The organism is Streptomyces sp. NPDC005202 (assembly GCF_040608235.1).
Lineage (GTDB): Bacteria > Actinomycetota > Actinomycetes > Streptomycetales > Streptomycetaceae > Streptomyces.
The window spans coordinates 1-4,602 of sequence record NZ_JBEXHW010000077.1 but is presented as its reverse complement, the minus strand read 5'-3'; the positions used below and the strand labels follow the sequence as shown (position 1 = coordinate 4,602).

Annotated in this window: 3 protein-coding genes and 1 pseudogene; 3 read left to right on the top strand and 1 reads right to left on the bottom strand. The window is 68.3% G+C overall.

Annotated elements, in window-relative coordinates; translation table 11 throughout:
- Positions 1-119: 119 nt before the first annotated feature.
- Positions 120-1,040, bottom strand: a pseudogene (locus ABZV31_RS38010) (tetratricopeptide repeat protein); the annotation flags it as partial.
- 397 nt (positions 1,041-1,437) lie between these two features.
- Between ABZV31_RS38010 and ABZV31_RS38005 the strand changes: the two are divergent.
- From ABZV31_RS38005 to ABZV31_RS37995, 3 genes are all read left to right on the top strand, one after another.
- The gene (locus tag ABZV31_RS38005; RefSeq protein ID WP_355901425.1) at positions 1,438-1,950 is read left to right on the top strand and encodes a helix-turn-helix transcriptional regulator; all 513 of its coding nucleotides are present in this window, start codon (positions 1,438-1,440) and stop codon (positions 1,948-1,950) included.
- A gap of 124 nt (positions 1,951-2,074) precedes the next feature.
- The gene (locus ABZV31_RS38000) at positions 2,075-2,452 is read left to right on the top strand and encodes a helix-turn-helix domain-containing protein (RefSeq protein WP_355901423.1); all 378 of its coding nucleotides are present in this window, start codon (positions 2,075-2,077) and stop codon (positions 2,450-2,452) included.
- Positions 2,453-2,484: 32 nt separating this feature from the next.
- A complete protein-coding gene (locus ABZV31_RS37995) occupies positions 2,485-4,002 on the top strand; it encodes a LacI family DNA-binding transcriptional regulator (RefSeq protein ID WP_355901421.1) in 1,518 nt (505 codons plus the stop codon).
- Positions 4,003-4,602: the final 600 nt, after the last annotated feature.

Below are 4,602 nucleotides of genomic sequence, written 5' to 3'. Positions count from 1 at the left end.
GGCCTACTCGATGACCATCACAGGATCATTCGGGAAGGTACGCCCTTCGCGTGTCTCCCCGACATCGATCCACAGGTCATGAGCATTGCTCTCCCTTCATCGGCCGGCTGCTGGGCATGTTAGGCGAGTGCTTCGCGTGCACGGCGGGCGAGTTCGGTAGCCCCGGGTACCTTGCGGCGCTGATAGATCGCGAGAGTGGACCGCAGCGACGTGATCGCCTTGCGGGTGCGGTCGGAGGTCATGCCCTCCATGAGCGTCAGAGCCTGTGACCAAGCGGCGACGGCCTCGTCGGCTCGGGCCTGGGCGGCGAGGCTGTCGCCCAGGTCGGCGTAGGTCAGGGCGTGGACGCGCTTGTACTTCACCGGGTCCCAGCGCACCAAGGCATCGCGGTGCTGCTGTTCGGTGCCGACGTGATCGGCGAGGTCAGTCAGGGTGCGGGCGGTGTGGCTGGCCACAGTGCCGGCCGCCGGGCCGCTGACGCGGGAGTAGCTGGGCTGGGGACCGTCGTCGCGCAGGAGGGCGTCTTCGGCGGCGAGCAGGGCGCGTGCAGCAGCGGGCTTCTCGTTGGTGGCCGCGTAGGCGCGGGCGTGCGTGATGTGGAGCAGGGCTTCGGTCTTTCCGTCGATGTGACCGGTTCCCTGACCGAGAGCTGCTTCGGCGAGGTCGATGCAGTGGTGGGGTTGCTTGAGGCTGAGCGCCTGGTGGGCGAGTGCGCGCATCATCCAGGCGGCGTGGCCGTGCGGATCGGCTTCGCAGGCGAGCTGGTAGCCGACGCGGTAGTAGCGCTGGGCGGCGCCTTCCTGACCGAGGTCGTGGTGCTTCCAGCCTGCCAGGTAGGCGAGTTCGGCAACGGCGCCGAAGGCGGCCCGGCGTAAGGGTTCGGTGGTGAAGCGTCCGCGGAGCATGGGGGCGGCGGTGTCGGCGAGGTAGGCGGTGACGGTGGTCAGGCCGTGGCCGCCGCCGAGGCGTTCGTCGGCTGCGCTAAATGCGGCAGTGATCTGGCGTACGACGTCCACGTCCTCCGAGCCGACCAGCGCCGAAGGTGCAGCGGCGCCGGACGGCTGGCCGGGGACGGCGACTGGGGGCCACGACGTGCTGGAGCCGTCGGGAAGGGATGGCGTGTTCGGCTGGGCATCGGTCATACTGTGCATCAGCTCCTCTGCTTGCGGGCCATATGGGACGGCAATCCCGGACTCCGCAGGTTGATCGCTAGGGATGGCGGTTGAGAGGTTTGCGCTTGAGCCCCCGGCATCGCCGGGGGCTTCTTTCATGTGACGTGCGGGCGTGCGGACTCCTGAGGTCGGTGGGGTGGGGGTGCCACCACTATGCCACAGGAATTGCAGATCGCAGAAGTCTTTTGCATCTCGCAGTGGCGATGCTACTGTTTAGGCTGTGCTGCAAACCGCAGTGCATCGCTACGAACGGAAGGAGGTGCCGGTGGCAGAGGAAGAACCGTCCGAGGGCGTCCTGCTCAGCGGCGAGGCGAACGTCGCAACCCGCATCCGGGTGGAGCGTGAGGCCCGCGGCTGGAGCACCAACGCGCTGTCCGACCGGCTCAACGAGGCCGGCTTCGAGATGAACCCGTCCGCGGTCTGGCGGATCGAAAACGGGAAGCGCCGCATCAACCTCGACGACGCCATCGGCTTCGCCGAAGTCCTCGGCATCGACCTGCGCAATCTCATCGGGCCACCGCAGCTGGCGGCCAAGGCCCGCGCCATGGAGCTCATCGACGAGGTCGTGGACGCGTTCCGCGCGACCCAGAGAGCCAACATGGCCTTCACGGAGGCACGCGACGCGCTCGACACCTACCTCGCCGAGCACCCCGACATCCGTGAGGAAGCCGACCTCATGGTCCAGAGCGCCATCGCGGAGGAGGCCAGCAAGACCATGCTGAAGATGCATGGCCCTCCGTCCGGTGACCGCGACGGCCACCCCACCGACGAGGCATAGCTTCCGGCACCCCCTCCCGACCTGGACCCGCAAACCCCCAAGCCGGGCACCACCCACATCCCTAGCGATTGACCGGCGAGTCGGCGTTGCCGCGCCCTATACCCGCCAGAAGAGGACCCACCCCTTGCGCCAACCCGCGATAACCCCTGCCTCCGAACCGACTTCGCCCGCCGAGGCCGGCCTGCCGCGCCTCTACGTCCCCGAGGAAGTCGCCGCCGTACTCGGCTGCTCCGCTTGGTGGGTCAAGGACCGAGCTCGCCGCCGGCTCATCCCGTTCACCCGCGTCGGCCGTGCTTACCGCTTCTCGGACGAGCACCTCGTGGAGATCATCCGCATGCACGAAGAGCGCCCAGCCGTGAATGCGCAGCGCCCTGGCGTCGCTGCTGCGCCGACGCGCAAGCCTCCTGCTCGGCACCGGCCTGATGCGGCTGTGCCCACCGTCCGGCTCCAGGCCCGGCCGCCGCGCCGGATGGCCAAGTCCCAGTACGGAACCGCTGCTTAACGCACCCCACACGACAGAAGGGAGGGAAATCTGTGGGGTACGCAGAGAAGCGCAGCGGCTACTGGCGTGGCCGTTACAAGATCGAGGACGGCAAGTACGGCACCGTCGCCGATTCCACGGGCGCCGTGGTCAAGTTCGCCACCAAGCGCGAGGCCAAGCAGGCCGCAGACGCCGAAGAGGTGACCGTTCGCCGTGGCCAGTGGCGCGATCCGGGCCTCGGCCAGGAAACCTTCGGCGAGTACGCGAGCCGCTGGTACGCCGCCCAGGACCTGGCCGCCTCGACGATGCAGAACTACAAGCGCCACATCGAGGAGCACCTGCTCCTCGACTTCGAGGACAAGGCGCTCGCGGGCATCCTGCGTACGGACGTCGAGCTGTGGGAGAAGAAGGAGCGGGCTGCGTACGCGGCCTCCAGCGTCAAGACGTGGCGCGCGACGCTCCACCTGATCTTCGAGGACGCGATCGACGAGGGTCTGATCACGTCGAACCCGGCGGCCAGGCGGCGTGGACGGGGCAAGCGCGCCGGCCGCTCCCGCGACCGGGGCCCGGAGAAGGTCGTCACCGACGCGCTCGGCATCCTGCTCACCGCCGAGCGGGCGGCCCTGCTCTCCGGCCGCGACGACGAGTTCGTCGCTACGGTCCTCAAGGGTTACACAGGCAAGCGGTGGGGCGAAATCGTGGGCCTGGAAACGGAGTTCGTGCGCCCGGACGCCTTCCGTGTGGAGTGGCAGCTATACGAGCTGGACACCGGCGAGCTGGTCCGCTGCCCACCCAAGGATGACAGCTACCGCACCATCGACTCGATGGACTGGCTGTCCGCCCTGGTCGTCAACCACATCGCCCGTACGAAGCCGACCCCCTGCCCCTGCCACGGCAGGACGTATGTCTTCCGCGGCCAGGGCGCTGCCCGCACCGGCGGCCACCAGGGCGCGAAGCTAGTCGACGTCGCACGCCGCGCTGGAGTCTCCACCGGCACGGTCTCGAACGTCCTCAACCACCCCGACCGCGTACGCGAGGACACCCGCATTCGCGTCGAACTCGCCATCGCGGAGCTCGGGTTCATACGGGGCGGCACCACGTCGGAGCACGCGGCCCACTGGCGCCGAAACGGCTTCGCCACCTGGCTGTTTACCCCAGCCGTCTCCGGCTGGTATCCGAAGAAGGCTCCGCAGGAGGCCCGCCCGGTGCCGATCCTCGGCGAGCCATGGCCTGGCATCCCAGCCCGAGGCCGAGGGGCAGCAGCTCGGGCGGATGCCTGCTGGCTTCCGATCGCCAAGGGCCTCACGCCCCACGGCCTCCGCCACACCCACCGGACGATGATGGAGGACCTCGGCACCGAGAAGGTCCTCATGGACGAACGCATGGGCCACATCGACGGCTCGGTGTCGGCGCGCTACGCCCACGTCACTCGTGGCATGCGAGAACGCCTCATGCTCGGCCTGACCCGGCAGTGGGAGGCAGCGCTCGACGCCCGCCTGGTCATTTGCCCGAGGTCTCCTGTGCGCGTCCTCAACGACCTCCTGCGCACACGCGCGGCGGCCCTCCGGTAGTCGCACCTGGTGCCCCGCAACACTGTTGTGGGGCACCGCTGTTTCCGTAGGAGGGCGGTGATCCATTGCTCAAGTTCCGGCCGACGACGTTCGGTGCCGGCGACTGTCGGAGCGACTTCACGCCCTTCAAGGTCGGGCAGAGGCAGAGGCCGTTATGAGGCACGCAGGCGCCGCCTTAGCCCAGGCGGCCCTCCTAACCGTGGGCCTTCGGCCCGTCGCGATGCCGTGCAGTGTGAACACAAGGGCCGTGCCGAGATTGCCGGGGCATTCCGCAGTGGTCGGACGTCGTGGTCGCATGAGGGGCGGGGGCGCAACCCATGCGGCGGAGGTGTTAAGTGGTGCCGTTGGCTATGAGAATTGTGCTTGTGCTGATACGGCCGCTGGTGTGACCCTTCTTATGGACGAGAAGGACGTACGACATGGCATACGCTCGCTGGCGCCACATCCTCATGGAGTCGCAGCGGCACGCCCTCAAAGCGGTGGATGAGTGGAATTGCACCACTGGTATTGAGGCGGAACGGTTGAGTTGCCTGCTCGTTGGCAGGGTGTGATCGAGGTTGGGGACGCGCGTCGGCTGCCGCCCGCCGCGCGGGAGGTGGT